Annotated in this window: 4 protein-coding genes; 3 read left to right on the top strand and 1 reads right to left on the bottom strand. The window is 71.6% G+C overall.

Annotated features, from left to right (window positions below; all coding sequences use genetic code 11):
* The 3 genes from AOK22_RS37140 to metK all read left to right on the top strand — a co-directional run.
* Positions 1-686 (top strand): FAD-binding oxidoreductase (locus tag AOK22_RS37140; protein ID WP_482255572.1); only part of this gene is annotated, 686 nt, incomplete at its 5' end.
* A 97-nt stretch (positions 687-783) separates the two neighbouring features.
* Complete coding sequence (locus tag AOK22_RS37135) at positions 784-2,013, top strand: cytochrome P450 family protein (RefSeq protein WP_055703068.1); 1,230 nt, start codon at positions 784-786, stop codon at positions 2,011-2,013.
* Positions 2,014-2,098: 85 nt separating this feature from the next.
* Positions 2,099-3,262, top strand: a complete 1,164-nt coding sequence (metK, locus tag AOK22_RS37130) for a methionine adenosyltransferase (RefSeq protein ID WP_055703067.1) — start codon at positions 2,099-2,101, stop codon at positions 3,260-3,262.
* 156 nt (positions 3,263-3,418) lie between these two features.
* Here metK and AOK22_RS37125 read toward each other — a convergent pair.
* On the bottom strand, positions 3,419-4,098 hold a 680-nt coding region (locus tag AOK22_RS37125; protein ID WP_208606500.1), incomplete at its 5' end, for a BBE domain-containing protein.

Here is a 4,098-nt window from a genome sequence, read left to right as displayed (position 1 = left end):
ACACCATGAACTCCTCCATCGCCCTCATCCCGGTCCCGGACGCCCCCGTCGTCGCCGAGCCGCTGCGGGGCAAGTACGTCGCCCACGTCCGCATCGCCCACACCGGCACCGCCGATGAGGGGGAGCGGCTGGTCGCCCCGCTGCGGGAGGTCGCCCCGCGCCTCCTGGAGACCCTCGGCGACATGCCGTACACGGACAGCTCGCTCATCCACAACGACCCGCCCATGCCCATGCCGTGGTATGCGGAGGACGCCATGCTCAGCGAGCTGACCGCGTCCGACGTGTCCACCGTCCTCAAGACGGTGGGCCCCGACGCCCCCGTCATGTGCGTCACCGAACTGCGTCACCTCGGCGGCGCCCTCGCCCGCCCCCAGGGCGCCCCCAACGCGATCGGCCACCGCGACGCCCAGTACCTGCTGTACGTGCTCTCGCCCCTGGTCGGCCCGTTCACCCCGGAGACCGTGCGTCCCGTGCACCGCCAGCTGTTCGACGCGGTGGCTCCCCGGACGAAGGGCCGCTTCCTCAACTTCATGGGGATCGGCGAGAACGCGGGGCCCGAGCAGGTCCGTACGGCCTACGACACCGACGTCCATGAGCGCCTGACCCGGCTCAAGGCCGTCCACGACCCCTCCAACAGGTTCCGCGCGAACTACAACCTGCCTCCGGCACAGGCCCCGGACGCCTAGGCGACGCCCCGGCTTCCGGCACGCCCGCCGTGGCGGTATCCCCTCCCCCGACCGCCGCGGCGGCCTTCCGGCACACGCGAGATGGGAAGCAGCATCGATGTCTGACAGTCCGTACCCGATAGACCCCACAGGGAGCACGCTCGCCGACGAGGCCGCGATCCTCCGCCGGATGGGCCCCGCCGCACGGGTGGAACTGCCCGGTGGCGTGCCCGCCTGGTCCGTCACCCGGCACGACACGATCAAGCGTCTCCTCACCGATCCCCGCGTCTCCAAGGACCCCCGGCAGCACTGGCCCGCCTTCCGCGACGGCGAGATCGGCGCCGACTGGGCGCTCTACCCCTGGGTGTCCGTGGACAACATGCTCACGGCATACGGCGAGGATCACTCCCGACTGCGCCGACTCGTCGCGGGCGCCTTCACGGCGCGCCGCACCAAGTCGCTGGAACCGGCCGTCACGGACGCGGTCGAGGAGATGCTGGGCAAGCTGGCCTCGCTGCCCGAGGGTGAACCGGTCGATCTGCGGGCCGAGTTCACCCACCCCCTGCCGTTCCAGGTGATCTGCCGGCTCTTCGGCGTTCCGGAGGACATCGGCGCGTCACTGATGCGGATGATGGACGATTTCTTCCGCAACCCGGGGACCGTCGAGGACATCCAGGCCCGTGGCCACGCCATCTACGAGGTGCTCGCCGATCTGGTGACGTACAAGCGCTCCCGGCCCGGCGAGGACCTCACCTCCGCGTTGATCGCCGTCAGGGAAGGCGACGGTGAACGGCTCGGCGAGCAGGAGCTCGTGGACACCCTGATGCTGATGATCGGGGCGGGGCACGAGACCACCGCGAACCTGCTCGGCAGCGCGATCCTCGAACTGCTCTCCCGACCGGAACAGTTGGAGCACCTGCGCACGGGCCGGGCGAGCTGGCCGGACCTGGTCGAGGAGACGCTGCGGCTGCACGGGCCGGTCGCGCACATGCCGCTCCGGTTCGCGACCGAGGACATCGACTTGGACGGCGTCACGGTCCGTCGGGGGGACGCGATCCTTGTCTCGTACGCGGCGGCGGGCCAGGACCCTGACCAACATGGTTCCGAGGCACTGGAGTTCGACACCACCCGGGCGCGCCGGGAACACCTCGCGTTCGGGCACGGGGTACACCACTGCCTCGGCGCCCCGCTGGCCCGCCTGGAGGCGGGCACGGCACTGCCCCGGCTCTTCGAGCGCTTTCCCGCGATGCGGCTCGCACGGCCCCGCGAGGAGATCGCCGGCTCGGGTTCCTTCATCGCCAGCGGCCCCCGCGCCCTTCCGGTGCACCTGAACGCCTCGGCTCTCTAGAACGCTTCGACGGGCCACTCGGACGAGCACGCCTACGAGGAACGCCCCTTCTTCTCGCATGTTCGCTCTCCCAGGAGGTCCGCCCATGCCGCATCGCCTCTTCACCTCGGAGTCCGTTCCCGAGGGCCACCCCGACAAGATCGCCGATCAGATCAGTGACACCGTCCTGGACGCGGTGCTCACGCAGGATCCCGACGCCCAGGTCGCCGTCGAGACACTGATCACGACCGGGCAGGTGTACCTCGCCGGCGAGATGACGACCTCCGCCCAGGTCGACATCTCCGCCCTGGTGCGCCGCACGGTCCTCGGCATCGGATACGACGAGTCCCAGAAAGGGCTCGACGGAGCGTCCTGCGGGGTCTCGGTCTCCATCGGTGCCAGACCGCCCGGCACCGGCCAGGGCACGGACACCGCCGGCGCCGGGTCCCCGGGGCCCGTGTTCGGCTACGCCTGTGACGACACCCCCGCGCTGATGCCGCTGCCGATCCAGCTCGCCCACGGTCTCACGCGACGGCTCGCGGCGGTCCGCAAGGACGGCACTTTGCCCTATCTCCGCCCGGACGGCAAGGTCCAGGTCACCGTCGAGTACGACGGGCACCGCCCGGTCCGGCTCGACACCGTCGTCGTCTCGTCGCAGCACGCGGCGGAGATCAGTCTGGAGAGCCTGCTCACCCCCGACGTCCGCGCCCATGTGGTCGAGCCGGTCCTCGCGGCGCTCGCCGAGGACGGCGTGAAGCTGGACACCGACGGCTACCGCCTTCTGGTGAATCCGTCGGGGCGCTTCGAGATAGGCGGTCCGATGGGGGACGCGGGCCTGACCGGCCGGAAGATCATCATCGATACGTACGGCGGCATGGCGCACCACGGCGGCCGCGCGTTCTCCGGCAAGGACCCGTCCAAGGTGGACCGTTCAGCCGCGTACGCGATGCGCTGGGTCGCCAAGAACGTCGTCGCCGCGGGCCTCGCCCGCCGCTGCGAGGTCCAGGCCGCGTACGGCGCCGGCGGCGCCGATCCGGTCGGCCTCACCGTACGGACGGCCGGAACCTCCGCGGTGCCGGTGGCACGCATCCAGTCGGCCATCGCCGAGGTCTTCGACCTCACTCCGGCCGGGATCATCCGCGCGCTGGATCTGCTGCGCCCGATCTACGCCAAGACCGCCGCCTACGGCCACTTCGGCCGGGAGATCCCCGAGTTCACCTGGGAGCGTACCGACCGGGCCGAGGCACTCGCGTCGGCCGCGGGACTCTGACGGCGGGCTTCACCCCGCCGGTCGTCCGGCCCCTTCCGCGTCGCTGCGGTACCCCCCCTCGTCCGGTGTGGTCCGTATCGGTGCGGTGGGGGCTTCCGCACGTGCCCTCGCCCGGCCTGCCGGTGACGCCCCGGGGGCCACCGGCGGCACGGCGGTCTAGTCCGACGCCGCCGGCCTGATGTTGTGGTTGAAACGGAAGGTGTTGGCCGGGTCGTGGCGGGCCTTCAGGCGGGTCAGCCGCTCGTGGGCGTCGGGGTCGTAGAGGGTGGGAACGCGGTGCGGGGGTGTCGGGCGTCCCGCGCCGTAGACGAAGTTGCCGCTGCGGCCGGCGGCCCCGGGGGCCACGGCCGCGAGCAGCTTCTCGTGGACGGGGACGACCTCGCCCACGCTCCACGGTCCGACCGGTGACAGGACCCGCAGGATGTACTGGGCGTCGCGGTGGCCGATCGCGTTGGGGGCGCCCTGGGGGCGGGCGAGGGCGCCGCCGAGGTGACGCAGGTCGACGATGCACATGACCGTGGCACCGGGGCCCGCGAGATCCACGACCGCCCGCAGGTCGGCGGGGCGAAGTGAGTCGAGCAGGACGTTGTCGCCCGCGTAGCCGTGCGGATGGACGGGGTCCTGGAACACGGAACCACTCGCGCTGTACGGCATGTCCCGGAGGGTGTCCTCCAGTCGGGGGGCCACCTCCCGCAGCGGGGCGACGAGTCTGCGTCCCTCGACGGCGGTGCCGGTGTGGGCGATGCGGACGTGGGCGACGTACTTGCCCCGCAGCGGCTCGGCGACGAAGGGCAGATCGGGGTGGACCATGAGCCCGATGGAGGAGTTCATGGTGT

Origin of the sequence: Streptomyces silaceus, from assembly GCF_001419745.1 — a bacterium.
GTDB classification, from domain to species: Bacteria; Actinomycetota; Actinomycetes; order Streptomycetales; family Streptomycetaceae; genus Streptomyces; species Streptomyces silaceus.
The sequence above is the reverse complement of the archived record's forward strand: the minus strand, read 5'-3'. Positions and strand labels throughout refer to the sequence as shown.